Genomic DNA, 26,381 nt, shown 5'->3' with positions numbered 1-26,381 from the left:
GCCTGTTCGATGGGCGGATTCGATAGCGCTTGCACGCGGGCGGAACGGCGCTTACAACATCGGCATGGCACGCCCCACGGCCTCCGGCATCGCCGACGATCCGCGCGCGCGGCAATTGCTGCGCACGCTGGTGTCGCGGCATATCCGCGACGGCGAGCCGGTGGGCTCGCAGACCCTGGCCCGGCATGCCGGGCTGGACGTCAGCCCGGCCACGATCCGCAACATCCTGTCCTCGATGGAGGATGCCGGCCTGCTGGCCGCGCCGCACAGTTCCGCCGGGCGGATTCCCACGGCGCAGGGTTACCGGCTGTTCGTGGACGCGCTGCTGCAGGTCAAACCCTTGCCGGAAGGCGATCTGAGCCGGCTGCGCAGCGAGCTGCCGGCCGGCGCGGGCACCCAGGCCCTGCTCGGTAGCACCAGCGAGCTGCTGTCGGCGATGACCCATTTCGTCGGCATGGTCAGCGTGCCCGGGCGCGAGAGCTTCGCCTTCCGCCAGATCGAGTTCGTGGCGCTGGATCCGCAGCGGGTGCTGGCGATCCTGGTGTTCGCCGATGGCGAGGTGCAGAACCGGATGGTGCAGGTGCGCCGCGCGTTCGACCCGGCCGAGCTGGAACAGGCCGCGAACTACCTCAACACCCATTTCGCCGGGCAGCCGCTGGCGCAGATCCGCGCCGCCCTGCTGCGCGACCTGCGCAATGCGCGCAGCGAGATGGACCGGCTGCTGGCCAGTTCGATCGAACTGGCCGAACAGGCGTTCGCGCCGAGCCGGGACGACATGCTGGTGGCCGGCCAGACCCGGCTGATGGGCCTGCAGGACATCAACGACCTGGAACGCCTGCGCGCCCTGTTCGAGGCCTTCGCCGAAAAGCGCGAACTGCTGCAATTGCTGGAACGCACCGCCAAGGCGCCGGGCATGCGGGTGTTCATCGGCGAGGAAACCGGGCTGGCGCCGCTGGAAGGGATGTCGCTGGTGACCGCGCCCTACGGCAGCGGCGGGCGCATGCTGGGGGTGCTGGGGGTGATCGGCCCCAGCCGGATGGCCTACGAGCGGGTGATCCCGGTGGTCGAGGCCACCGCGGCCGTGCTCGGCGCGGCGCTCGCCCCCGACGCTTGAATCCGTCGGGCCGCGGCCCCATAGCCTCGGTGGACGCGGCACCGGGCCGCGAATGACGACTCCCAAGACATGAGCAACGACCCGATGCAGGATGCACTCGACACCGCCGGCGATGCGCCGCAGATCGACGAACTCGAGGCGCTGCGCGCCGAACTCGAGCAACTCAAGGCGCAATCGCTGATCGAGCGCGCCGACCTCGAGAACCAGCGCAAGCGGCTGGCCCGCGAAATCGAGCAGGCCCGCAAGTTCGCCAACGAGCGCCTGCTCGGCGACCTGCTGCCGCTGTTCGACAGCATGGAAGCCGGCCTAGCCAACGCCGCGGCGGACGATCCGTTGCGCGCCGGCCTCGAACTCACCCTGCGCCAGCTGCATATCGTCGCCGGCAAGAACGGCCTGACCGAAGTCGCCCCGGCCGCCGGCGATGCCTTCAACCCGGAGCACCACCAGGCGATGGGCATGGTCGATGCCGAAGGCGTGGCCCCGGGCGCAGTCGCGCAGACCTTCCAGAAGGGCTACGTGCTCAACGAACGCCTGCTGCGGCCGGCGCTGGTGATGGTCGCCAGGCACGACTGAACGGCATCGACACGCGGCCCTTGAAGCCGCGCGCCAAAGCCCCACATCACGGTCATCGGCGCACGGCGCCCCCGACATTCAAAGATTCCAGAGGGAACACACATGGCTAAGATCATCGGCATCGACCTCGGCACCACCAACTCCTGCGTCGCCATCATGGAAGGCGGCAAGGCCAAGGTCATCGAAAACAGCGAGGGCGACCGCACCACCCCGTCCATCGTCGCCTGGACCAAGGACGGCGAAGTGCTGGTCGGCGCGTCCGCCAAGCGCCAGGCCGTCACCAACCCGAAGAACACCTTCTACGCGGTGAAGCGCCTGATCGGCCGAAAGTTCACCGACGCCGAAGTGCAGAAGGACCTGGGCCTGGTGCCGTACGCGATCACCCAGCACGACAACGGCGATGCCTGGGTCGCGCTGACCGACGGCAAGAAGCTGGCGCCGCAGGAAGTCTCGGCCAAGGTGCTGGAGAAGATGAAGAAGACCGCCGAGGCCTACCTAGGCGAGCCGGTCACCGAGGCGGTGATCACCGTGCCGGCCTACTTCAACGACAGCCAGCGCCAGGCGACCAAGGACGCCGGCCGCATCGCCGGCCTTGAGGTCAAGCGCATCATCAACGAGCCGACCGCGGCCGCGCTGGCCTATGGCCTGGACAAGGGCGACGCCAAGGACCGCAAGATCGCGGTGTACGACCTCGGCGGCGGCACCTTCGACGTGTCGATCATCGAGATCGCCAACATCGACGGCGAGAAGCAGTTCGAGGTGCTGGCCACCAACGGCGACACCTTCCTCGGCGGCGAGGACTTCGACAAGCGCGTCATCGACTACCTCGTCGACGAGTTCAACAAGGAGCAGGGCATCGACCTGCGCAAGGATCCGCTCGCCCTGCAGCGCCTGAAGGACGCGGCCGAGCGCGCCAAGATCGAGCTGTCCTCCAGCCAGCAGACCGAGGTTAACCTGCCGTACGTGACCGCCGATGCCAGCGGCCCGAAGCACCTCAACATCAAGCTGACCCGCGCCAAGCTGGAAGCCCTGGTCGACGACCTGGTCAAGAAGACCATCGAGCCCTGCCGCATCGCGCTGAACGACGCCGGCCTGCGCGCCAGCGACATCAGCGAGGTGATCCTGGTCGGCGGCCAGACCCGCATGCCGAAGGTGCAACAGGCGGTCACCGAGTTCTTCGGCAAGGAACCGAAGAAGGACGTGAACCCGGACGAGGCCGTGGCCGTGGGCGCCGCGATCCAGGGCGGCGTGCTGCAGGGCGACGTCAAGGACGTGCTGCTGCTCGACGTGACCCCGCTGTCGCTGGGCATCGAGACCATGGGCGGCGTGTTCACCAAGATCATCGAGAAGAACACCACCATCCCGACCAAGGCCAGCCAGACCTTCAGCACCGCCGAGGACAACCAGACCGCGGTCACCGTGCACGTGCTGCAAGGCGAGCGCGAGCAGGCCCGCTACAACAAGTCGCTGGCCAAGTTCGACCTGACCGGGATCGAGGCGGCGCCGCGCGGCATGCCGCAGGTGGAGGTGAGCTTCGACATCGACGCCAACGGCATCCTGCACGTCAACGCCAAGGACAAGAAGACCGGCAAGGAACAGAAGGTCGAGATCAAGGCCGGTTCCGGCCTGTCGGACGACGAGATCCAGCGCATGGTGCAGGACGCCGAGGCCAACCGCGAGGAAGACAAGCGCTTCCACGAGCTGGTCACCGCGCGCAACCATGCCGACGGCCTGATCCACGCCACCCGCAGCGCGATCAAGGACAACGGCGACAAGGTGCCGGGCGACGTGATCGGCCGCGCCGAAGGCGCCATCGCCGAGCTGGAATCCGCGATCAAGGGCGACGACAAGGGCCAGATCGAGGCCAAGGCCAAGGCGCTGGAAGAGGCCGGGCAGGCCTTGTTCGCGGCGGTGGCCGCGGCCGGCCAGCAGGCTGGCGGCGATGCCGGCGCAGGCCCGGCGGCGGGCGGCAACGACGACGTGGTCGATGCCGAGTTCACCGAGGTCAAGGACGACAACAACAAGGCCTGATCGCGGCAGCGAGGCAGGAAACGCGACGGGCAGGCCAGTGGTCTGCCCGTCGCCGTGAGGGAAGTTGAGTACGAATGAGCAAGCGCGACTACTACGAAGTGCTGGGCGTGGCCCGCAATGCCGGCGACGAGGAGCTGAAGAAGGCCTACCGGCGCGCGGCGATGAAGCACCACCCGGACCGCAACCCCGGCGACAAGGCCGCCGAGGCCGCGTTCAAGGAGTGCAAGGAAGCCTATGAAGTGCTGAGCGACGGCGGCAAGCGCCGCCTGTACGACCAGCACGGGCATGCCGCGTTCGAGCACGGCATGGGCGGCGGCAACGCCGGCCCAGGCTTCCACGACGTCGGCGACATCTTCGGCGACATCTTCGGCAACATCTTCGGTGGCGGCGGCGGGCGCCAGGCCCCGCGTCGCGGCGCCGACGTCGGCTACGTGATGGAACTGGACCTCGAGGAGGCCGTTGCCGGCATCGAGAAGCGCATCGAGATCCCGACCCTGGCCGAATGCGCGCCGTGCAAGGGCTCGGGCTCGGCCGACGGCAAGGTCGACACCTGCGCCACCTGCCACGGCCGCGGCCAGGTGCGCATGCAGCGCGGGCCGTTCGCGATGCAGGCGGCCTGTCCGCACTGCGGCGGCAGCGGCAAGACCATCGCCAACCCGTGCCAGCAATGCGACGGCGCCGGCCGGGTGGAGGAAGACAAGACCCTGTCGGTGAAGATCCCGGCCGGCGTCGACAATGGCGACCGCATCCGCCTGGCGGGCGAGGGCGAGGCCGGTCCGGCCGGCACCCCGGCGGGCGATCTCTATGTGGAAGTCCGCGTGCGCCCGCATGCGATCTTCCAGCGCGACGGCGACGACCTGCATTGCGAAGTGCCGATCCGGATCTCGCAGGCGGCGCTCGGCGATACCGTGCGCGTGCCCACCCTGGGCGGCGAAGTCGAGCTGCGCATCCCCGCCGAGACCCAGAGCGGCAAGGTGTTCCGCCTGCGCGACCGCGGGGTGAAGTCGGTGCGCAGCCGCGCCCCGGGCGACCTGTACTGCAAGGTCGCGGTGGAAACCCCGGTCAACCTGACCGCAGAACAGCGCACCCTGCTGGAACAGTTCGAAGCCAGCTTCAGCGGCGAGGACGCGCGCCGGCATTCGCCGAAGTCGGCCACCTTCCTCGATGGGGTCAAGGGCTTCTGGGACCGGATGGTGTCGTGAGCGCGGCCAGGGCGGAATGACTGCATACGATTGCAGTCATCCGCGCCCGCGTCGAAACATGACGCTGGTCAACGACTTGTGACGAAATGTGACGTAACGTGTAAGGTGCGGTCAGTCGTCTCCAGGCACCTCGATGTCCCTTGATCCCCCCGCCAATCCGTTCGGCCAAGGCCGGCAAGACCCGGCCCTGCTGCTCGACGCGCTGCAGAAGGTCGCGCTCGAAAAGCTGAAGCCCGCGCTCGATGCCGCGCTGGGGCGGGTGGACGACTATCTTTTCCAGCGCAGCGAATCCGGCCACGACGATTTCGGCCTGAACGCGTTGCGCGACCTGCGCCGCGCCCGCAGCCAGATCGGCCAGCGCTTCGAGCAGGGCTTGATCGCCGGCTTCCGCGCACTGATCGACCCGCGCGCGGGCATGGGCGGCGCCGACAGCGGCTTGCTGGCCCTGGTCAGCGAGGACGCCCTCGAGGAACAGCTGGCCAACGAACAGTTGGCCGCCAGCCTGACCCGGATGCACGCCCCGGAGTTGGAAGTGCTGGGCAAGCGCATCGCCCACCTGGCCGGGCGCGACTCGCTGGACGCGCTCGACAACCCGATGAACCCGGCCTTCATCGCCGCCCTGCTGCGGCGCGCGCTGGAAGGCGTCGATCTCGATGCCGGCGTGCGCATCGTGGTGTTCAAGTTCTTCGAGCGCGAGCTGGCCATCGCGCTGGGCAGCAGCTACGAGCGCGGCAACACCCTGCTGGTGTCGGCCGGCGTGCTCCCGCAGCTGCGCGCCACGGTCAGGGCGGAAGCGCCGAAACCCGCGGGCCCCGGCGAGCAGGCATTCGATTCCGCCACGCTGCCGGCGATGTCGCATCCGCCGTCGCCGGCGGAGCAGGCGGTGTTCGCCAACCTGCTGGGCCTGCTGCAGGGCTGGCGCACCAGCCAGGGGCCGGCGCTGAACGGCCATGCAGGCCAGGGCGCGGTCGGCCCGGCGCAGACCCTGAGCTCCAACGAGCTGATGTCGATCCTCTCGCTGATGCAGCGCGACGCGCAAAGCGGCTTCGAGCCCGCCAGGCGCAACCCGCAGCAATCGCTGGCCGAGCAACTGCGCCAGGAAGTGTTCGGCGGCGCGCGCAAGCTCGGGGTCCAGAGCGACAACCTGAGCCTGGACGGCCTCGACGAGGATGCGGTCGACCTGGTCGCGATGCTGTTCGACGTGCTGCTCGACGGCCCGCAATACGACGCCGACATCCGCCGCAAGATCGGCCGCATGCTGGTGCCCTACGTCAAGGTCGCGGTGCAGGATCGCCGCATGTTCCTGTTCAAGGAACACCCCGCGCGCAAGCTGCTCAATACCGTCGCCGAAGCCTGCGAAGGCAACCACGGCGAAGCGCCGCAGGAACGCGAACTGCTGGGGCGCGTCGATGGCACCATCGATCGCCTGGTCACCGAGTTCAACGAAGACGTGGCGATCTTCGAGACGCTGGAGCAGGAACTGCGTTCCTACATGGCGCAGCACCGCAAGCGCTTCGAACTGGCGGAAAAGCGCGCGACCGAAGCCCAGCGCGGCCGCGAGCGGCTCGAGCACGCGCGCAGCGCCACCAACGCCCTGCTGGCCCAGCATCGCGGCGAACGCGTGCTGCCGGCGGTGATGACCGAATTCCTGTCCGGCTACACCTCGCACCACCTGATCCAGGTGATGCTGCGCGATGGCCATGGCTCGCCGCGCTACGACGACGCGATGCTGGCGGTCGATGAGCTGATGCAGGCCTTCGACCATGCCGAATTGCGCACCCCGGTCGAGGAACTGCCGGCGCTGCATCGGCCGCGGTTCGAGGCGATCCTGGCCAGTTCCGGCTGCCTCGGCGATGGCGCGGAAGCCGCCATCGATTGCCTGCAGGACGCCCTGGTGCGGCTGGCCAGCGGCGAACGCGCCGCCGACAACACCACCCACATGCCCGAGCCGCAACAGGCGCCGGAACCGGTCGTCCTGCACGAGCCGGAGCCGGTGCTGGAAGTGGTTGCCGGCACCGATACCCTGGATTTCGATGGCGCGGTGCTCGAGCGCATGCGCAAGCTGCAGGTCGGCGGCTGGATCCAGCTCGCCACCTCGGCCGATCGCATCGAACCGGCCAAGGTGTCGTGGATCAGCCCGATCTCCGGCCGCCTGTTGCTGGTCAACCGCCGCGGCATCCGCGTGCTGGTCGCCTCCGCCGAGGAACTCGCGGCGATGGCCAAGCTCGGCAAGGTCTCGCTGCGCGAAGGCGAAAGCCCGTTCGAGGACGCGCTGCACCAGGTCGCCGGCCGCCTGCAGAACGCGGCGAACCAGGGCTGAGCCAAACGCTCGGCGGCACCGCTCCGTCGTCCCGAACCCGCCGGTTACACTGCGCCGGCGGCGGTGTGCTGCATGGAGAAGGGAGCGATTGGATGCGAACGATTCTGGGCCTTGTGGCCGCCGTGGCGGCAGGCGTCGGGCTTGCGATGCCGGTCGCGCAAGCGGGCGAGCGCGAACTGTCGCTCAAGGTGGAACGCGAAATCGTCGCCTACACCGTCAATGCGGACGGCAGCTACACCGAAGCGCGCGAACAGACCATTCGGGTCCTGAAGGACTCCGCGCTGGACTCGGCGAAAAGCGCGTCGGTCAGTTACAGCACCAGCATCCAGAAAGCCCGAGATGTCGTGGCCTACACATTGAAGGCCGATGGCCGCCGCATCCCGGTGCCTGCCGGCAATTTCCAGGTCAACAGCAGCGCCGGGCAGAACGGGGACTCGCCGTTCTATTCGGACCAGACCACGTTGACGGCGGTGTTCCCCGATCTCGCGGTAGGCGATGCCACCGTCTTCTCGTATCGCCTCGAGGCCAGCAAGCCGATGTTCGATGGCCAGTTCTCGGTGATCGAGAACTTCAGCCCCACCACGTACTACGGCGACGTGCGGATCAGCATCGATGCGCCGGAATCGATGGCTGCGCAACACGAAGCCTGGCAATTGCACGAAACCGGCGATCGCGTGCGCGACGGCCGCCGCCGCATCGAATGGCAGTGGAGCAACCGCAAGCCTGCGGATCCGGAAAGCCTGCGCGATGGCGTGTTCAAGTACGAGCGCTATCCCGGTTACGCCTATTCCACGTTCGCAAGCTATGCGGCCATCGCCCAGGCGTATGGCGAACGCGCCGAAGCGAAGGCCGCCGTCACGCCGCGCATCCGCAAGCTGGCCGACGACACCGCGGGCGATGCGAAAGAGCCGCGCGAAGCCGCCAAGCGCCTGTACGAATGGGTGTCGCGCAACATCAGCTACGCCGGCAACTGCATCGGCCTGGGCGCGGTGGTGCCGCGCGACCTCGACGTGGTGCTGGACAACCGCATGGGCGATTGCAAGGACCACGCGACCCTGCTGCAGGCCTTGCTGGCCGCGCGCGGGATCGCAAGCACGCAGGCGCTGATCAATGCGGGCGGCAGTTACTCCATGCCGAAGGTGCCGGTGGCATCGGTGGTCAACCACGTCATCAACTACGTCCCGGGCCTCGACCTGTACCTGGATTCCACCGCGGCCACGGTACCGTTCGCCAGCCTGCCCGACGGACTGTACGAAAAGCCGGTACTGCTGGTGTCCGGCCATCATGACGATGCGAAAACCCCGGCGCGGCAGATGGGCAACGACTGGCAGAAGCTGCAGACGCGCCTGTCCATCCTGCCCGATGGCTCGGTCAAGGGCAGCCAGCGGCTGGAATTGAGCGGTCGCCTGGCGGTGGCCGCGCGCGAACAGTTCCGCAACATGCCGGCGGACGATGCCGACAAGCTGGTCAAGCGCTATTTCCGCGGCAGCGGCTACAAGGCCAACGGCAAGCTGCGCTTCGACGACCCGAAACCGATGCTGGAAAAGTTCTGGATCGAAGCCGATTTCGAAGTCGAACGCGCGCTTCCGCTATCCGGCGGCTTGCCCGTGCAGCCGTGGTTCGTCAGCTACGCGCCGGTATCCGGCACGGTGGCGCGCAACCTGGGCGACGAGGAAACGCCTGCGGGCGAAAGCGGTTGCGGCGGCATCCTGACCGAGGAAACCTTCAGCTTCGAGTTCCCGTCCAGCATGCGCATTGCGGCAGTGCCGATGGATGCATCCGTGCAGGAGGGCAACGTGCGCTATGCCGCCACCTTCCGGCAGCAAGGCAACCGCATCGAAGTGAATCGCAGCTTGGACGACCGCACGCCCGGCCCGGTCTGCACGGCGGAATACAACGCGGCGTACGCGAAGACCATGCGCGGCATCTTCCCCGGCCTGCGCCAGCAGATCGTCTACTTGGGCGATGCCGGCAAGGGCGCATCGCCATGAGCGTCCGCTTGCTGATCCATGGCGCCAACGGCCGCATGGGCCAGGCGTTGCAGCGCCTGTGCGACGACCAATCCGGTTGCAGCGTGGTGGCTGCCGTCTCGCGCAAGGTCGGGCCGCGGGTAATCGACGGCATCCCGCAATTCGCCGCCTCCGAACTCGCCGGCGTCCCCGAATTCGACGTCGCCATCGATTTCAGCCTGCCCGAAGGCTTCGATGCGATCCTCGGCCTGTGCGTTTCGCGCGGCAAGCCGCTGGTCTCGGGTACTACCGGGCTGTCGCAGGCGCAACTCGCCGCGCTGGAAGCCGCGTCCGCGAAGATCGCGCTGGTCTGGGCCAGCAATTTCAGCCTCGGCGTGGCGGTATTGCACGATTTGGTCGAACGCGCCGCACGCGCGTTGCCGGGCTGGGATTGCGACATCGTCGAAGCGCACCACACGCGCAAGCTCGACGCGCCCTCCGGCACCGCGTTGACCCTCGGTGCCGCCGCCGGCGAGGGCGGGGCCACCCCGCATTACGCCTCGATCCGCGCCGGCGACATCGTCGGCGAGCACCTGGTGCAGTTCGCCACCGCCGGCGAGCGCATCGAACTGGTCCACCGAGCGACCAACCGCGACATCTTCGCCCGGGGCGCGCTGCATGTCGCAGGCACGATCCGTGGCCGCGCGCCGGGCCGCTATCGGGTCGCCGACCTGCTCTGAGGCTGGCGTCGCGGGCCGCGACCCCGTACAATTCCCGCTCGCCTAAACACCCCAGCTCCGGACCGGCCCCCGCCGCTTCGGCGCTTTTTTGCAACCTGTCTTTTGTGCAACTTTCCGCAGGGCGACGCACTTGAACATACCCGCCATCCTCGCGCTTGAAGACGGCACCGTCTTCGAGGGCATTTCCGTGGGCGCAGCCGGTCTTTCCGTGGGCGAAGTGGTGTTCAACACCGCCATGACCGGCTACCAGGAAATCCTCACCGACCCGTCGTACGCACGGCAGCTGGTCACGCTGACCTATCCGCACATCGGCAACACCGGCTGCACCGACCAGGACGACGAGGCCAGCCAGACCTGGGCCGCCGGCCTGATCGTGCGCGACGTGCCGCGCCGGCCCAGCAGCTGGCGCAGCCAGGTCGCGCTGCCGGAGTGGCTGCAGCAGCGCGGCATCGTCGCCATCGCCGACATCGATACCCGCAAGCTGACCCGCATCCTGCGCGACAACGGTGCGCAGAACGGCGCGCTGCTCGCCGGTTCCGCGCCGAACGACGTGCTCGACGCCGACAAGGCGATCGAAGCCGCGCGCAAGTTCCCCGGCCTGAAGGGCATGGACCTGGCCAAGGTGGTCAGCACCGCGTCTGCCTACCAGTGGCAGGAAGGCCAGCTCGACCTCGACCGCAACGCATTCGTCCGCGCCGAACCGAAGTTCAAGGTCGTCGCCTACGACTTCGGCGCCAAGGCCAACATCCTGCGCATGCTGGCCGAGCGCGGCTGCGACGTGCACGTGGTGCCGGCGCAGACGCCGGCCGCCGATGTGCTGGCGATGCAGCCGGACGGCGTGTTCCTGTCCAACGGCCCCGGCGATCCGGCGCCCTGCGATTACGCGATCGCCGCGATCCGCGAATTCGTCAAGGCGAAGATCCCGACCTACGGCATCTGCCTCGGCCACCAGCTGCTCGGCCTCGCGGTCGGCGCGCAGACCATGAAGATGCCGCACGGCCACCATGGCGCGAATCATCCGGTCATCGACATCGATTCCGGCCGCGTCATGATCACCTCGCAGAACCACGGCTTCTGCATCGACGAGGCCACGCTGCCCGCGAATGCACGCGTGACCCACCGTTCGCTGTTCGACGGCAGCAACCAGGGCATCGAGCTGACCGATGCGCCGGCCTTCAGCTTCCAGGGGCATCCGGAAGCCTCGCCGGGACCGCACGACGTGGCGCCCTTGTTCGACAAATTCATTGCCCTGATGTTGAACAAGCAAGAAGAGGCCCGCTGACATGCCAAAGCGCACCGACCTCAAGACCATCCTGATCATCGGCGCCGGCCCGATCGTGATCGGCCAGGCCTGCGAATTCGACTACTCCGGCGCACAGGCCTGCAAGGCCCTGCGCGACGAGGGCTATCGCGTGGTGCTGGTCAACAGCAACCCGGCCACGATCATGACCGACCCGGAGATGGCCGACGCCGTCTACATCGAGCCGATCAACTGGCAGACGGTCGAGAAGATCATCGCCAAGGAGCGCCCCGACGCGCTGCTGCCGACCATGGGCGGGCAGACCGCGCTGAACTGCGCGCTGGACCTGGCCGACCACGGCGTGCTGGAGAAGTACAACGTCGAGCTGATCGGCGCCAAGCGCGAAGCGATCCGCATGGCCGAGGACCGCGAGCTGTTCCGCGTGGCGATGAAGGAGATCGGCCTGGAATGCCCGAAGGCCGAAGTCGCGCACACGCTGGAGGAAGCGCTCGACATCCAGACCCGCGTCGGCTACCCGACCATCATCCGCCCCAGCTTCACCCTCGGCGGCAGCGGCGGCGGCATCGCCTACAACCGCGAAGAGCTGATCGAGATCGTCAACCGCGGCCTGGAACTGTCGCCGACCACCGAAGTGCTGGTCGAGGAATCGGTGCTGGGCTGGAAGGAATTCGAGATGGAAGTGGTTCGCGACACCGCGGACAACTGCATCATCGTCTGCAGCATCGAGAACTTCGACGCGATGGGCGTGCACACCGGCGACAGCATCACCGTCGCCCCGGCGCAGACCCTGACCGACAAGGAATACCAGCGCCTGCGCAACGCCAGCATCGCGGTGCTGCGCAAGATCGGCGTGGACACCGGCGGCAGCAACGTGCAGTTCGGCATCAATGCCAAGAACGGGCGCGTGGTCGTCATCGAAATGAACCCGCGCGTGTCGCGTTCGTCCGCGCTGGCCTCGAAGGCGACCGGTTTCCCGATCGCCAAGGTCGCCGCGAAACTCGCCGTGGGTTACACGCTGGACGAGCTGAAGAACGAGATCACCGGCGGCAAGACCCCGGCCTCGTTCGAGCCGGCCATCGACTACGTGGTCACCAAGATCCCGCGCTTCGCCTTCGAGAAGTTCCCGGCCGCCGACGCGCGCCTGACCACCCAGATGAAGTCGGTGGGCGAGGTGATGGCGATCGGCCGCAGCTTCCAGGAATCGCTGCAGAAGGCGCTGCGCGGGCTGGAAACCGGCAAGTCCGGACTCGATCCGACCGGCCTCAACCTGACCGATGAAGGCGATCTCGCCACCCTGCGCCGCGAATTGAAGGAGCCGGGCCCGGAACGCATGTTCCACCTCGGCGATGCGTTCCGCGCCGGCATGTCGGTGGAAGAGGTGCATGCGCTGTCGTTCGTCGATCCGTGGTTCCTCGACCAGCTGGAAGAGCTGATCGATGCCGAAGTGGACCTGGTCCATCGCGGCCTGGATGGCCTCGATGCCAGGCGCCTGCGCGCGCTGAAGCGCAAGGGCTTCTCCGACGCGCGCATCGCCCAGCTGGCCGGCACCAACGAAACCGCGGTGCGCGCGCTGCGCAAGGCGTTCAACGTGCGCCCGGTGTACAAGCGCGTGGACAGCTGCGCCGCCGAATTCGCGACGACCACCGCCTACCTGTATTCGACCTACGAGGACGAATGCGAGGCGCAGCCGTCCGACCGCCAGAAGATCATGGTGCTCGGCGGCGGCCCGAACCGCATCGGCCAGGGCATCGAGTTCGACTACTGCTGCGTGCATGCCGCGCTCGCCCTGCGCGAGGACGGCTATGAAACCATCATGGTCAACTGCAACCCGGAAACCGTCAGCACCGACTACGACACCTCCGACCGCCTGTACTTCGAGCCGCTGACGCTGGAAGACGTGCTGGAGATCGTGGAGCTGGAGAAGCCGCGCGGGGTGATCGTGCAGTACGGCGGGCAGACCCCGCTCAAGCTGGCGAAGGCGCTGGAAGCCAACGGCGTGCCGATCATCGGCACCTCGCCGGATTCCATCGACCTGGCCGAAGACCGCGAGCGCTTCCAGCAACTGGTCAACGACCTCGGCCTGCTGCAGCCGCCGAACCGCACCGCGCGCAGCGCTGAGGAAGCGCTGTCGCTGGCCCGCGAGATCGGCTATCCGCTGGTGGTGCGCCCGAGCTACGTGCTCGGCGGCCGCGCGATGGAAGTGGTGCATGCCGACGCCGACCTCGAGCGCTACATGCGCGAGGCGGTGAAGGTGAGCAACGATTCGCCGGTACTGCTGGACCGCTTCCTCGACAACGCGGTGGAAGTGGACATCGACGTGATCGCCGACAGCCAGGGCAACGTGCTGGTCGGCGGGGTGATGCAGCACATCGAGGAAGCCGGGGTGCATTCCGGCGATTCGTCCTGCTCGCTGCCGCCGTATTCGCTGTCGGCATCGACCCAGGCGCGCCTGCGCGAGCAGGTCGTGCAGCTGGCGAAGGCGCTGAACGTGGTCGGCCTGATGAACACCCAGTTCGCGGTGCAGACCAATGCCGCGGGCGAGGACACCATCTACCTGCTGGAAGTGAACCCGCGCGCCTCGCGCACGGTGCCGTTCGTGTCCAAGGCGATCGGCCAGCCGCTGGCCAAGATCGCCGCGCGCTGCATGGCCGGCAAGACCCTGGCGGAGCAGGGCGCGACCAGGGAAATCGTGCCGGATTACTACTCGGTGAAGGAAGCGGTGTTCCCGTTCGCCAAGTTCCAGGGCGTGGATCCGATCCTCGGCCCGGAGATGCGTTCCACCGGCGAGGTGATGGGCGTGGGCCGCAGCTTCGAGGCCGCGTTCGCGCGCGCCGAGGAAGCGGCCAACATCAAGGCGCCGCAGCCGGGCAAGGCCTTCATCTCGGTGCGCGACCCGGACAAGGCGCGCGTGCTGCCGGTGGCGAAGTACATGCTGGAGCGCGGCTTCAGCATCGTCGCCACCAGCGGCACCGCGGATTACCTGAGCGCCCATGGCGTGGCCTGCGAGCGCGTCAACAAGGTGATCGAGGGCCGCCCGCATATCGTCGACCTGATCAAGAACGGCGAGATCTGCTACATCGTCAACACCACCGAGGGCCGCGCGGCGATCGCCGACTCCTTCTCGATCCGGCGCGAGGCCCTGCAGCAGCGCGTCACCTATTCGACCACCGTGTCCGGCGCGAACGCCCTGCTGCATTCGCTGGACCACCGCGGCGCGGGCGACGTGCTCTCGCTGCAGGAACTGCACAAGGAACTTGCATGAGCCGTGCCCCCATCACCGCCAAGGGCGCCGCCCGCCTGCGCGCGGAACTCGAGGAACTGAAGTCGGTCAAGCGGCCGGCGGTGATCAACGCGATCGCGGAGGCGCGCGCGCATGGCGACCTCAAGGAAAACGCCGAATACCACGCCGCGCGCGAGCAGCAGGGCTTCATCGAGGGCCGCATCAAGCACCTCGAGGGCGAGCTGTCGCATGCGCAGGTGATCGACATCGCCACGCTGACCGCGGGCGACAAGATCGTGTTCGGCGCCACCGTGCAGCTGGCCGATGCCGATACCGACGAAGAGAAGACCTACCAGATCGTCGGCGACCTCGAAGCCGACATCAAGCAGGGCCTGATCGCGATTTCGTCGCCGGTGGCGCGCGCGCTGATCGGCAAGCACGAGGGCGACAGCATCAGCATCGACGCCCCGGCCGGCACCCGCGAATACGAGATCATTTCGGTCAAGTACATCGGCTGATCCATGCCGCGGCTGACGCTGTTGCTGCCCGCCACGCAGAAGTTCGCCGGCATTCCGTTGCCGGCGGCCTTGGCGAAGGCGCTGGGCAGGGCGGATCGCGCCGCACATGGTGCTGGCGAGCAGGCGCAACTGTCGCGCTACTTCCGGCCGATCCCGAACCGCTGGAGCGACGCCGCGCTGACGCGTGTCGCGGATACCGATGAAGGCGATGCGCGCCTGAGCGCATGGCTGCGTGCGGATCCGGCCTACATCCGCCCCGACATCAATGGCGCGCGCCTGCTCGGCATCGGCGCGGCGCTCGGCATCGAGCAGGCGGATGTCGACGCCTTCCTGCCGGCCTTGCGCCCGCTGTTCGGCGACGTCGGTGTCACCCTCGATGCGCCGACGCCCTCGCGCTGGTACCTGCGCCTGCCGTGCGAGGCGAGGTTGCCGTCGTTCACCACGCCCGACGATGCGCTGGGCGACGACGTGTTCGAACATATCCCGGATGGACCCGAAGCCCGACGCTGGCGCGTGTTGTCCAGCGAGGCGCAGGTGCTGCTGCACAACCATCCGCGCAATGCCGAACGCATCGCGGCCGGCAAGCCACCGGTCAATTCGCTGTGGTTCTGGGGCGGCGGCGTGTTGCCCGACAGCATCGCGGGCGATTGCCCGACCTTGTATTCGGACGATGTCCTGCTGCACGGCATCGCCCGCATCGGCAGGCTCGAGGCCATGCCGCTTGCCGCCTGCACGAATCCCGGGATCGACGCCGCACTGATTGACCTGCGCGATGCGCGCGATCCACGCGCAGTCGTCGAGCGCTGGTTGTCGCCGGCGGCGCAATCGCTTGCACGACGCGAGATCGTGTTCGATTTTTCCGATGGACAGGTGTTCACCCTGCGCGCGAACCAGCGCTGGCGGTTCTGGCGCAAGCCGTTGGCATTGCCGTCGTGAATGCGGCACCACGAATCCGTCGGCGCGAGATGGTCGATGCAGGGGAATGGCCTGCGGACTACCCGCCACTGCTGCGCCGCCTGCATGCCGCGCGCGGCGCCAGCAATCCGGCGCAGGCGATGCCGCGACTGGCCGACCTGCCGACACCGGACGCGATGCCCGGCATTGATGCAGGCGTCGCGCTGCTGGAGCAGGCGATCGCGGCGCAACGCAGGATCGTGGTCGTCGCCGATTTCGACTGCGACGGCGCCACCGCCTGCGCCGTCGGCGTGCGCGGGCTGCGCATGCTCGGCGCAACCGAGGTCGCCTACGCGGTGCCGAACCGCACCGTGCACGGTTACGGGCTGACCCCGGGACTGGTGGAGGAACTCGCGGCGCTGCAGCCGGACTTGCTGGTCACGGTGGACCACGGCATCGCCTGCCATGCCGGCATCGCGGCGGCGAAGGCGCGCGGCTGGCAGGTGCTGGTCACCGACCACCACCTGCCGGGCGAGACCTTGCCCGAGGCCGATGCCATCGTGAATCCAAACCTGCCGGATCACGCATTCGGCAGCCGCGCGCTGGCCGGGGTTGGCGTGATGTTCTACCTGTTGCTGGCCCTGCGCAGGCAGTTGCGCGATGCCGGCGCGTTCGCCGGTGGCGAGCCTGATCTGACCCGCCTGCTGGACCTGGTCGCGGTCGGCACCGTCGCCGACCTGGTGCCGCTGGACGCGTGCAACCGCGCCCTGGTCGGCGCCGGGCTGCGCCGATTGCGCGCGGGGCAGGGCAGCGCGGGATTGCGCGCGCTGATCAATGTGGCCGGCCGCCGCGAAGCGACGCTGACCACCGGCGACATCGGTTTCGCCGTCGGCCCGCGGATCAATGCGGCGGGACGCCTGGAAGACATGGCGTTGGGCATCGAATGCCTGCTCGAGGACGATCCCGTTCGCGCCCGCGAATTGGCGGGCACGCTGGATGCGATCAATCGCGAACGCCGCGGCTTGCAGCAACAGACCACCGACGAAGCCGAGGCCGCGCTGGCGCGCTTGCTGCCCGCGCTCGACTCGGCACCGCCGGTACTGGTCCTGCACGACGAGGCCTGGCACGCGGGCGTGATCGGGCTGGTCGCATCAAAGCTGGCACAAGGCGCGCATCGCCCGGCCTTCGTGTTCGCCCCCGCTCAGCCCGGCAGCGACGAACTGCGCGGTTCCGCGCGCTCGATCCCCGGCCTGCATGTGCGCGACCTGCTGGCGGCGGTGGATGCCGCCCATCCCGGCTTGATCCAGCGCTTCGGCGGGCATGCGATGGCCGCCGGGCTGACGCTGGAGCGACGCCACCTGCCGGCATTCGAGGCCGCGCTGCGCGCCGCGGCCGAGGCGGTGCTCGATCCCGCCCTGCTGCAGGCGGAGCTGTTGAGCGATGGCGAACTCGACGCGCACGAGTTCGCCATCGACACCGCCATCGCCCTGCGCGACGGCGGCCATTGGGGACAGGCATACCCGGAACCGTTGTTCGACGGCGAATTCGCGGTGCTGGGCTGGCGCATCGTCGGCGAGCGGCATCTGAAACTGGAACTCGGCATCGGCAGCAAGCGCCTGAACGCCATCCACTTCGGCGGCTGGGACGGCGATGCGCCGCCGGCGCGGGTGCGCATCGCCTATCGCCTGGCACCAGACGATTACCGCGGCGGCGATGCTATCCAGCTGCTGGTCGTGCATCGGGAAGCGGCAACGGCTTCGATTCCCGCTTGAGCCCGAACAGCGGGCGCAGCCAGCCGATGCGGCGGATGACTTCATAACCGAGCAGGCACAGGGCGAAGGTCGCCGCGATCAGCAAGGGGCCTTCCAACGCGGGCGCGATGTGCAGTGGCTTCAGGTTGTGGGCGAGCACCACGATCACGGTCTGGTGGAGGATGTAGAAGGGGAACACCGCCGCGGTGAGGTAGCGCAGCAGCGGACTGTCCTTCGGGTTCCATGCCCGCGCGTAACCGAGGATGGCGGCGATCGCAGCCCATTCCATCACGCCCCACAGCGTGCGCAGCGCCATCAGCGGACCATCCGGAATCGCGTCGACATCGTCGAATTGCAGGTAGCCGGCGATCATCAGTACGTAACTGGCGAGTGCGGCTGTCAACATCCAGTGGCGGGATCGACGCAACTGCTCCCACGGGCCATCCGCCTTCGCCAACAGGTAACCCAGCGCGAACATCAGCCCGTATTGCAGGTGGTTGTAGTAGTCGCCCTCGAGGTCGTGCGTTGAAGGGAAATGCGGATACACCAGCACCCGCGCTGCCACCAGCCACAGCATCGGCCAAAGCAGGACACCGCGGCGGCTGCAGGCAGCGCGCACGAAGGCCGCCACCCGGTTGCGCCACGCTTGCGGCAGCAGGCGGGTGCAGCCCCATAGCGCGAGGGTGTAGACCCACAGGTAGGCGACGAACCACAGGTGGTTCCAGGCCGGGCCGTCGACGCAGTCGTGCGCTGCCATGCAGTAGATGTCGCCGCCTTGCAGGTATTGCCCCATGAAGCCGAGGTAGCCCGCGTGGTAGCCGCCCGGGACCTTCTCGACCAGCTCCAGGTAGGCCTGCGGCGGCACCACCACATACATGCCGAACAACAGCGGCAGCAGCAGCCGCCACGAGCGCTGGCGCAGGAAGCCGGTGGGCAGCTTCGCCTTCAGGAACGCGGTCGCGACGCCCGATACCAGGAACAGCAGCGACAGTCGCCAGGGTGCGCTGAGCATCATCAACGGTTCCAGCGCGGGTACCAATTGCGGGCTTTTGACGTGCCAGTCCCAGCTCACGTAGTACATGCCGACGTGGTAGGGGACGAGCAGGGCGAAGGCGAGGATGCGGACCCAGTCGAGGTCGAAGCGGCGCTGCATGGCACGAGGTCCGTTCGGGAAGAAGGGTCAGGATTCGATCCGGCAGGACACGCCGCCAGCCTGAAGTGACCGTTTGACGCGGCTTGGGGACGAGGCGCGGACGGCGGGGACGAGTCGGGATGGCGGCCGCGAGTGCCGCCCATACAATGCGCGGATGGATTCCGACGCCCCGACCTTCTACCAGCGTTACCAGCCGTGGCGGCGCAGTTTCGAAATCGGGTTCTGGGTGCTCAGCTACCTGGCCAGCGCCATCGCCAACAGCCTGACCGCCAACATGGACGTGCGTCGGCTGGACCTCGGTTTCGCCGTCTGGCAACCGCCGGTGTGGGAAGCCAGCAGCGCGCTGGCGGCATTGGCCCTGGTGCCGGCCGTGGTCTGGTTCACCCGTCGCTGGCCGGTGCACCTGGACAACTGGCGGCGGATGCTGCCGATCCATGTGCTGGCCAGCATCGCCTGGTCGGCCCTGCACGTGGCCGGGATGGTGGCGATCCGCAAGGCGGTCTACGCCAGCCAGGGCCAGCATTACGACTTCGGCCCGTGGTGGCGGGAATTCGGCTACGAGTACCTGAAGGACGTGCGCTCCTATGCCGGCGTGGTGCTCACGGTCGAGGGCTATCGCTTCGTGATGCGCCGCCTGCAGGGCGAAGCCAGCCTGCTCTCGATCCCGGACGAAGGGCCGCCGGTGGAGCCGCTGGAGCGCCCGGAGCGCTTCCTGGTGCGCAAGCTCGGCCGCGAATTCCTGGTCGCCGCCAACGACATCGAATGGCTGCAGGCCTCGGGCAACTACGTGAACCTGCGCGTGCGCGGCCACGACTATCCGCTGCGCAGCACCATCGCCGGCATCGAGGCCAAGCTCGACCCCGAACGTTTCGTGCGCATCCAGCGCAGCTACATCGCGAACCTCGACCACGTGGCCTCGATCGAACCGCTGGACACCGGCGATGCCCGTGTGCACATGAAGGACGGCAGCCGCCTGCCGTGCAGCCGGACGTATCGCGGCGGGTTGCGGCAGCGTTCGGGCTAGGCTTGCGGCGGGCGTGCAACCCCGTTCACGCTGGTCGCGCGTTGGCTGGATCGCCGGGCTGACGCTGCGGCTGAGCACCGGCTGGGCCACGCCGCGGCAGCAGGACCAGACCGTGACCCTGCGCCTGTCCGGCAAGGACGAGTCCGTGCTGGTGGGCGAGTTCGAGGTCAAATGAGCCGCGGGCCGGCCGGGGCGGCGTGGCCGCCTCAGTCGGCCAGCTTGGTCAGCGCCGCACCGTAGTGCGCCGCCACGTGTTCGGTCTTGTCGCTCCTGATTTCGTACTGCGGCTTGTCCGGCGTGGCCCGGTGGCGGTGGCCCTTGTAGTCGAAATCGGCGGTATGCACCTTGACGATGCGGCCGCTGACGCGTCCGGCTTCCGAATTCCAGCCCACGTGGTCGCCCACCTCGAACGCTTGCATGGATGCCTCCAATCAGGGGGGGGCGGGAAGGATCGCAGCTTGTTCGTGAGCGCGATGCCGGCAAACTGTTAAAATCCGCGACCATTTTGCGGTACCGAGCCGAGCCATACATGATCGAACTGAACCCGATCCGCCAGCGCATCGCCGACCTCGTTGGTCGGCTGGATGCGCTGAGGGGGTTTCTTTGACTACGACGCCAAGCGCGAACGCCTGGAAGAAGTAGAACGCGAACTGGAAAACCCGGACGTCTGGAACGATTCCGAACGCGCGCAGGCGCTGGGCCGCGAACGTTCGATGCTGGACAAGACCGTCAACGGCATCCGCGACCTGAAGGACGGCCTGGCCGGCGCGGGCGAACTGCTCGAACTGGCCGAGATGGAGGACGACGAGGACACCGCGCTGGCGGTGGTCGCCGACGTCGACCGTTTCGAGAAGGGCGTGGAGCAGCTGGAATTCCAGCGCATGTTCTCCGGCAAGATGGATTCGGCGAACGCCTTCGTCGACATCCAGGCCGGCGCCGGCGGCACCGAGGCCCAGGACTGGGCGGAAATGCTGCTGCGCATGTACCTGCGCTGGGCCGAAGCGCGCGGCTGGAAGACCGAGCTGATGGAAGTCAGCGGCGGCGACGTGGCCGGCATCAAGTCGGCCACCTTCCGGGTCGAGGGCGATTACGCCTACGGCTGGCTGAAGACCGAGATCGGCGTGCACCGGCTGGTGCGCAAGTCGCCGTTCGACTCCGACAACCGCCGCCACACCAGCTTCACCAGCGTGTTCGTGTCGCCGGAAGTGGACGACGACATCGACATCGAGATCAACCCGGCGGACCTGCGCACCGACGTGTACCGTTCTTCCGGCGCCGGCGGCCAGCACGTCAACAAGACCGAGTCGGCGGTGCGCATCACCCACATCCCGACCAATACCGTGGTCGCCTGCCAGACCGGGCGCAGCCAGCACCAGAACCGCGACACCGCGATGAAGATGCTGGCGGCCAAGCTGTACGAACTCGAGATCCAGAAGCGCAACGCCGAAAAGGACGCGCTGGAAGCGACCAAGTCCGACATCGGCTGGGGCAGCCAGATCCGCAACTACGTGCTGGACCAGTCCCGCATCAAGGACCTGCGCACCGGCATCGAGCGCAGCGACACGCAGAAGGTGCTGGACGGCGACCTCGACGAATTCGTGGAAGCCAGCCTGAAGTCGGGGCTGGAGGCCGGGTCGAAACGGATCGATGCGGCCTGACCGCATCGTCCCCCGAATCGCCCATCCGACGCAGACGAACACTTCCATGACCGACGAAACGCAGACCCAGCCCACCGACGAGAACCACCTGATCGCCGAGCGCCGCGCCAAGCTCGCCGCGCTGCGCGGGCAGGGCATCGCCTTCCCCAACGATTTCCGCCGCGGCGACTTCGCCAACGACCTGCAGGGCGACTACGCCGATGCGGAAAAGTGGACGGGCGAGGCGCTGGAGGCCAGCGGCCGCCGCGTGGCCATCGCCGGCCGCCTGCTGGCCAAGCGGGTGATGGGCAAGGCCGCGTTCGCCACCGTGCAGGACATGAGCGGGCGCATCCAGCTGTTCCTGCAAAGCACGGCGCTGGGCGGGACCTACGACGCGTTCAAGGGCTGGGACATCGGCGACATCGTCGCCGCCGAAGGCTCGCTGATGCGCACCAAGACCGGCGAGCTGTCGGTCAAGGTGGAATCGCTGCGCCTGCTGGTGAAGTCGCTGCGCCCGCTGCCGGACAAGTTCCACGGCCTGGCCGACGTCGAGCAGCGCTACCGCCAGCGCTACGTCGACCTGATCGTGACCCCGGACGCGCGCGAGGTGTTCATCGCCCGTTCGCGGATCGTCGCCGGCATCCGCCGCTGGCTGGATGCGCGCCGTTTCCTGGAAGTGGAGACGCCGATGATGCATTACATCGCCGGCGGCGCCGCCGCGCGTCCGTTCACCACCCACCACAACGCGCTGGACCTGGACCTGTTCCTGCGCGTGGCGCCGGAGCTGTACCTCAAGCGCCTGACCGTGGGCGGGCTGGAGCGCGTCTACGAGATCAACCGCAACTTCCGCAACGAAGGCGTGAGCACCCGCCACAACCCCGAGTTCACCATGCTCGAGCTGTACGAGGCCTATGCCTCGTACATCGAGGTGATGGACCTGACCGAGGGCATGATCCGCGACGTCGCCGTGGAGGCGATGGGCAAGACCGTGTTCGAATGGGACGGCCACAGCATCGACCTCGCGCCCGCGTTCCGTCGCTGGAAGCTGGAAGAAGCGGTGCGCGAACTCAACCCGGAGATTTCCGTCGCCGACTGCCGCGACCGCGCGGCGCTGGCCGCGCATTGCGCGCGCCTCGGCGTGCACGTGAAGCCGGGCTACGGCTGGGGCAAGCTGCTGCTGGAGATCTTCGAGAAGACCGTCGAAGGCGGCCTGGTCCAGCCGACCTTCATCACCCACTATCCGGTGGAAGTCAGCCCGCTCGCGCGCGAGTCCGACAGCGAGCCCGGCATCACCGACCGCTTCGAACTGTTCATCGGCGGCAAGGAACTGGCGAACGGGTTCTCCGAATTGAACGATCCGGAAGACCAGGCCGCGCGTTTCCGCGCCCAGGTCGAGGCGAAGGAGGGCGGCGACGACGAAGCCATGCACTACGACGCCGACTACATCCGCGCACTCGAGGTCGGCCTGCCGCCGACCGGCGGACTCGGCGTCGGCATCGACCGGCTGGTGATGTTGTTGACCGGTTCGTCCTCGATCCGCGACGTGCTGCTGTTCCCCTACATGCGTCCGGAGCATGCGGCCGGCTGAACCGCCGGCGATGGCCTGATCGCGGCCTTGCCCGCGTAGTGTCCGATGCGTCCGTGTGACGCAACGCGTCACCCGCGATCGCGCCCCTTGCCAAGCGCCTGCTTTGCGGGGACGATGCAGGCGTCGAGCGATCCCGTATTCATCGGCAAGGGGGCACTGCATGGACATCGTGATCGTCGATGATCAAGCCTCGGCGCGCACGATGTTGCGCCACATCGTGCAGGACATCGGCCCGCAACTCGCGGTGCACGATTTCAGCGAGCCGGATGCGGCGCTCGAGTGGTGCAACGCGCACCTGCCCGATCTCCTTCTGCTCGACTACCGCATGCCGGGCATGGACGGACTGGAACTGGCGAAGGCGTTCCGCAAGCCGTTGCGCAACCGCGACGTGCCGATCGTGCTGGTGACCGTGGTCGGCGACGAGCAGGTGCGGCAGGCCGCGCTGGACGCCGGCGTGATCGATTTCCTGGTCAAGCCGATCCGCCCGCGCGAGCTGCGCGCGCGCTGCCGCAACCTGCTGCAGCTGCGCCAGCAATCGGAATCGGTGAAGCAACGGGCGTTGTCGCTGGAACAGCGGTTGCTGGCCAGCATGCACGAAGTCGAGGAACGCGAGCGCGAGACGCTGTCGCGCCTGGCGCGCGCGATCGAGCTGCGCGACACCGGCACCAGCGCCTACCTGGAACGCATGGCGCACGTCGCCGGGCTGGTCGCCGAGGGACTGGGCTTGCCCGAGGAGCAGGCGCGCACCATCGAACTGGCGGCGCCCCTGCACGACATCGGCAAGATCGCGATCCCCGATTCGCTGTTGATGAAGCCCGGCCCGCTCGACGACGGCGAACGCAAGCGCATGCAGCGGCATCCCGGGATCGGCTACGAGCTGCTGCAGGACAGCCACAACCGCTTCATCCAGATCGGCGCGACCATCGCGCGCCACCACCACGAGCGTTACGACGGCACCGGCTATCCGGACGGGCTGGCGGGCGAGGACATCCCGATCGAGGCGCGGGTGGTGACCGTGGCCGACGTCTTCGATGCGCTGATTTCGCCGCGCCCGTACAAGCGGGCCTGGAGCATCCAGGAAGCGCTCGATTTCATCCAGGAACAGAGCGGCAAGATGCTGGATCCGCAGTGCGTGCGCGCCCTGATGGACAACCTGCCTAGGCTGCACGAGATCTGCGAACGCTACTCACAGGTCGTGCCGCAGCCGGAGACGCACTGAACGATGCGCGCGGGCCTGCGCTGGATGCAGTCGCGCCTGCGCGGCCGCGCGGACAGCGAGCACGCCCAGGTGTTCGTGCGCATCGCGATCACCACCTTGTTCGCGACCTACCTGGGCTGGGAGGTCAGCGGCGGCGGCGGCAGTCCCGCGCTGTTCGCGACCTGGTGGATCCTGGTCGGCGAATGGGTGCTCTCGATCGGCCTGCTGGTCGCGATCCTGTGGTCGCCGATGCCGTCCAATCCGCGCCGCTGGATCGGCATGCTGGCCGATTACACCGCCATGGGCGCCGTCATGTACCTGCAGGGCGAGACCGCCTCGCCGCTGTACGCGGTCTACCTGTGGGTGACGATCGGCAACGGCATGCGCTACGGCACCCGTTACCTGTTCGCCGCCACCGCGCTCGCCAGCCTGTCGTTCCTGCTGATGATGCGGATCACCCCGTACTGGCAGGACAACCCCTACCTGTCGTGGGGCCTGTTGATCGGCCTGATCGCGGTGCCGCTGTATTTCGCCTCGCTGCTGAAGGCGCTGACCACGGCGATCGACGAGGCGCGTCGCGCCAACCTGGCCAAGAGCCGCTTCCTGGCGAACATGAGCCACGAGTTCCGCACCCCGCTCAACGGACTGTCCGGGATGTCGGAGCTGCTGGCGAGCACCCGCCTTGATTCCGAACAGCGCGGCTACCTGGAAACGATCCAGGCGGCGGCGCGCTCGCTGCTTTCGCTGGTCGAGGACGTGCTGGACATCTCGGCGATCGAAGCCGGCAAGCTCAAGCTCAAGCTCGAGGAATTCGAGCTGGCCGCCCTGCTGGACGAGATCGAACTGATCCTGCGGCCGGATGCGCGCGCGCGCCAGCTGGATTACGTCGTCGCCGTCGCCGCCGAGGTGTCCCCGCGCCTGCGCGGCGATCCTGGCCACCTGCGCCAGGTCCTGCTGAACCTGCTGAGCAACGCGATCAAGTTCACCCCTTCCGGCGAAGTGCGGCTGCAGGTGGCGCTCGCGGACGCCTCGGGCGCGAGCCGGCAACGCCTGCGCTTCACGGTGTCGGATACCGGCATCGGGATCCCGGCATCGGCCCGCGCCAAGCTGTTCGAGGCCTTCGAACAGGCCGACAACAGCCTGTCGCGCAAGCATGCCGGCACCGGACTGGGCACCACCATCGCCAAGGGCCTGACCGAGGCGATGGGCGGCTCGATCGGCTTCGAGAGCAGCGAGAACATCGGCAGCCGGTTCTGGGTCGAACTGCCGTTCGAGCTCCCGGCCGACATCGCGCAGGCGCCGGCCACGGCGAAACCGGCGCCGGCGCTGCGGCAGCCGGGCCAGGCGGAGCAGGGCGCCAACATCATCGCCTTCGCCGATCCGTTCCTGCGCCATCGCGCGCGGATCAAGCCGCTGCACGTGCTGATCGCGGACGACCACGCGGCCAACCGCATGGTCCTGCAGGGCGTGCTGCAGAAGGCCGGGCACCGCATCCTGATGGTCGACGACGGCGAGGCCGCGCTCGATGCCCTCGCGGTCGACGCATTCGACCTGGCCATCGTCGACCTGCACATGCCTTCGCTCAGCGGGATCGACCTGCTGCACCACTTGCGGGTGATGGAAGCGGGCGGACGCGAGCGCACCCCCGTGGTGGTCCTGAGCGCGGATGCCACCCCGGAATCGGTGCAGGCATGCACCAACGCGGGCGCGCGCGCGTTCATCGCCAAGCCGTTCGCGGTCTCCAGGCTGCTCGATGCGATCGCCGAGATCGCCACCGGCGGCACCATCGGCAAGCTCGAGGAGTCGCGCAGCCCGGCCGGCCTCGGCGCCGCGGGCGTGCTGGATCCGAGCGTGCTCGACGAACTGTCCGCGCTCGGGATGGGGCATGCCTTCGAGGCCGACTTCGTTGGCCAGTGCGTGGCCGATGCGAGGGTGGCGCTGGCGCGGATGCGCCGGGCCGGCGAAGGCGAGGATTGGGACGAAGTGCGCGAGCAGGCGCATGCGCTCAAGGGCATCGCCGGCAACCTCGGCCTGGTCCAGGTCGCCGCGCAAGCCGGCGAAGTGATGAAGACCAACGGATTCGAGCTGGCGCGCCACTGGCGGCAGCACGTGGCCATGCTGGTCGAACGCCTGCGCGGCGGCGAACAGGCGCTGGCTGCGCGCGGGACGTGGCAGCCCGCGCGCGGCGAAGACGCATCCTGAGCCGGA

At 68.1% G+C, this 26,381-nt stretch carries 20 protein-coding genes; 18 read left to right on the top strand and 2 right to left on the bottom strand.

Going from position 1 to position 26,381, the window contains the following annotated elements:
* Positions 1–64: 64 nt before the first annotated feature.
* From hrcA to recJ, 12 genes are all read left to right on the top strand, one after another.
* Entirely contained in the window at positions 65–1,114 is a 1,050-nt protein-coding gene (hrcA, locus tag FHQ07_RS01035) for a heat-inducible transcriptional repressor HrcA (protein WP_139714897.1), read from the top strand.
* A 69-nt stretch (positions 1,115–1,183) separates the two neighbouring features.
* Positions 1,184–1,687 carry a nucleotide exchange factor GrpE gene (grpE, locus tag FHQ07_RS01030; RefSeq protein WP_139714896.1) on the top strand — a complete coding sequence of 168 codons (504 nt, stop codon included), beginning with the start codon at positions 1,184–1,186 and terminating at the stop codon, positions 1,685–1,687.
* A gap of 102 nt (positions 1,688–1,789) precedes the next feature.
* Positions 1,790–3,718, top strand: coding sequence for a molecular chaperone DnaK (gene dnaK / locus FHQ07_RS01025; RefSeq protein WP_139714895.1), 1,929 nt, complete (start codon positions 1,790–1,792; stop codon positions 3,716–3,718).
* A 74-nt stretch (positions 3,719–3,792) separates the two neighbouring features.
* Positions 3,793–4,920, top strand: coding sequence for a molecular chaperone DnaJ (gene dnaJ, locus FHQ07_RS01020; protein ID WP_139714893.1), 1,128 nt, complete (start codon positions 3,793–3,795; stop codon positions 4,918–4,920).
* Positions 4,921–5,053: 133 nt separating this feature from the next.
* On the top strand, positions 5,054–7,240 hold the full coding sequence (locus FHQ07_RS01015) for a DUF1631 family protein (RefSeq protein WP_139714891.1): 2,187 nt from the start codon (positions 5,054–5,056) through the stop codon (positions 7,238–7,240).
* Between the two features lie 92 nt (positions 7,241–7,332).
* Positions 7,333–9,231, top strand: a complete 1,899-nt coding sequence (locus FHQ07_RS01010; protein ID WP_139714890.1) for a DUF3857 domain-containing transglutaminase family protein — start codon at positions 7,333–7,335, stop codon at positions 9,229–9,231.
* Positions 9,228–9,929, top strand: coding sequence for a 4-hydroxy-tetrahydrodipicolinate reductase (gene dapB / locus FHQ07_RS01005; RefSeq protein WP_139714888.1), 702 nt, complete (start codon positions 9,228–9,230; stop codon positions 9,927–9,929). Before FHQ07_RS01010 ends, dapB begins: the two co-directional genes overlap by 4 nt.
* Positions 9,930–10,059: 130 nt before the next feature.
* Positions 10,060–11,211: a glutamine-hydrolyzing carbamoyl-phosphate synthase small subunit gene (gene carA / locus FHQ07_RS01000; protein ID WP_139714886.1), complete on the top strand. Its 1,152-nt coding sequence runs from the start codon at positions 10,060–10,062 to the stop codon at positions 11,209–11,211.
* 1 nt (position 11,212) lies between these two features.
* On the top strand, positions 11,213–14,452 hold the full coding sequence (gene carB / locus FHQ07_RS00995; protein WP_139714885.1) for a carbamoyl-phosphate synthase large subunit: 3,240 nt from the start codon (positions 11,213–11,215) through the stop codon (positions 14,450–14,452).
* 11 nt (positions 14,453–14,463) lie between these two features.
* Positions 14,464–14,928 (top strand): transcription elongation factor GreA, encoded by a 465-nt coding sequence (gene greA / locus FHQ07_RS00990; RefSeq protein ID WP_206202366.1) that lies wholly within the window; start codon positions 14,464–14,466, stop codon positions 14,926–14,928.
* Positions 14,929–14,931: 3 nt separating this feature from the next.
* The gene (locus tag FHQ07_RS00985; RefSeq protein ID WP_139714881.1) at positions 14,932–15,864 is read left to right on the top strand and encodes a phosphoglycerate mutase; all 933 of its coding nucleotides are present in this window, start codon (positions 14,932–14,934) and stop codon (positions 15,862–15,864) included.
* A 29-nt stretch (positions 15,865–15,893) separates the two neighbouring features.
* Entirely contained in the window at positions 15,894–17,594 is a 1,701-nt protein-coding gene (recJ, locus tag FHQ07_RS00980) for a single-stranded-DNA-specific exonuclease RecJ (RefSeq protein WP_139714880.1), read from the top strand.
* Here the strand turns inward: recJ and FHQ07_RS00975 are convergent.
* A complete protein-coding gene (locus FHQ07_RS00975) occupies positions 17,539–18,726 on the bottom strand; it encodes an acyltransferase (RefSeq protein WP_139714878.1) in 1,188 nt (395 codons plus the stop codon). The two genes, recJ and FHQ07_RS00975, sit on opposite strands and share 56 nt — an antisense overlap.
* A 154-nt stretch (positions 18,727–18,880) precedes the next feature.
* Here FHQ07_RS00975 and FHQ07_RS00970 point away from each other — a divergent pair, with 154 nt between their 5' ends.
* Both FHQ07_RS00970 and FHQ07_RS14240 read left to right on the top strand, forming a co-directional pair.
* On the top strand, positions 18,881–19,750 hold the full coding sequence (locus FHQ07_RS00970; RefSeq protein ID WP_139714877.1) for a LytTR family DNA-binding domain-containing protein: 870 nt from the start codon (positions 18,881–18,883) through the stop codon (positions 19,748–19,750).
* 13 nt (positions 19,751–19,763) lie between these two features.
* The gene (locus FHQ07_RS14240) at positions 19,764–19,925 is read left to right on the top strand and encodes a hypothetical protein (protein WP_168191423.1); all 162 of its coding nucleotides are present in this window, start codon (positions 19,764–19,766) and stop codon (positions 19,923–19,925) included.
* A gap of 31 nt (positions 19,926–19,956) precedes the next feature.
* Here the strand turns inward: FHQ07_RS14240 and FHQ07_RS00965 are convergent, their stop codons facing one another.
* Entirely contained in the window at positions 19,957–20,169 is a 213-nt protein-coding gene (locus FHQ07_RS00965) for a hypervirulence associated TUDOR domain-containing protein (RefSeq protein ID WP_139714875.1), read from the bottom strand.
* Between the two features lie 110 nt (positions 20,170–20,279).
* Between FHQ07_RS00965 and prfB the strand changes: the two genes are divergently transcribed.
* The 4 genes from prfB (at position 20,280) to FHQ07_RS00945 (ending at position 26,375) form a co-directional block, all read left to right on the top strand.
* A protein-coding gene (gene prfB / locus FHQ07_RS00960; RefSeq protein ID WP_139714873.1) for a peptide chain release factor 2 occupies positions 20,280–21,408 on the top strand; the annotation gives its coding sequence in 2 pieces (ribosomal slippage) (positions 20,280–20,354 and positions 20,356–21,408; 1,128 coding nt in all).
* Positions 21,409–21,454: 46 nt separating this feature from the next.
* The gene (gene lysS / locus FHQ07_RS00955) at positions 21,455–22,975 is read left to right on the top strand and encodes a lysine--tRNA ligase (protein WP_139714872.1); all 1,521 of its coding nucleotides are present in this window, start codon (positions 21,455–21,457) and stop codon (positions 22,973–22,975) included.
* 160 nt (positions 22,976–23,135) lie between these two features.
* Positions 23,136–24,194, top strand: coding sequence for a response regulator (locus FHQ07_RS00950; protein WP_139714870.1), 1,059 nt, complete (start codon positions 23,136–23,138; stop codon positions 24,192–24,194).
* Positions 24,195–24,197: 3 nt separating this feature from the next.
* Positions 24,198–26,375, top strand: coding sequence for an ATP-binding protein (locus tag FHQ07_RS00945; RefSeq protein ID WP_139714868.1), 2,178 nt, complete (start codon positions 24,198–24,200; stop codon positions 26,373–26,375).
* Positions 26,376–26,381 lie beyond the last annotated feature (6 nt).

The sequence above is a fragment of the Thermomonas aquatica genome (assembly GCF_006337105.1).
Taxonomy (GTDB): Bacteria; Pseudomonadota; Gammaproteobacteria; order Xanthomonadales; family Xanthomonadaceae; genus Thermomonas; species Thermomonas aquatica.
This window is presented reverse-complemented; position numbering and strand designations above follow the sequence as displayed.